The 585-nt window shown below is 76.2% G+C and carries 1 protein-coding gene; it reads right to left on the reverse strand.

The features are described from left to right. Nucleotides 1-146 precede the first annotated feature (146 nt). A partial coding sequence (locus KUM32_RS33735; RefSeq protein ID WP_302185208.1) for a TAXI family TRAP transporter solute-binding subunit occupies nucleotides 147-585 on the reverse strand: 439 nt, incomplete at its 5' end.

Below are 585 nucleotides of genomic sequence, written 5' to 3' on the forward strand. Positions count from 1 at the left end.
GCCTCGCGGTGGAACTGCGACTGCCCGCCGCCGCGACGCCGTAGCCCGTACGACCCGTCACCGGACCGCGACCCCACTCGCTCGCCCACCCGGTCGCGTCGCGGCGTGCCCAGGCCAGGCCGCCGAGCCGCGAGCCACGGGCCGCGTCAGCCGTACACCGACCGGTAGTAGTCGACGGCCCCCGGGTGGAGGGGCACGACGCCGGTGGCGATGGCGAACCGGGGTTCGAGGCGGGCGCCGGCGGTCACCTCGCGCAGCAACTCGCGCCAGCGCCCGAAGACGACCCGCAGCAACGCCCGCACGACCCGCGCGGGCACGTCGCCGCGCGCCGCCAGGTAGTTGCTGACCCCGACCGTACGCACCGGTTCGCGCAGCCCGTACGCGCCGGAAGGCAAGGTCACCGGCGCGTACACGGCTCCGTACGCGGTGCGCAGCTCCCGCCCCAGGGCGTCCAGCGGCAACAACCGCAGCGGCATCGCCCTCGCGAGCACCTCCAGCGTCGGGGTGGGGACGCCTCCGGACCACATCAGGGCGTGTACGTCGCCGGCGCGCAGGGCCCGCGCCGGCGACGTACACGCCCTGATG

It is taken from the genome of Streptomyces sp. AC627_RSS907 (assembly GCF_019049165.1).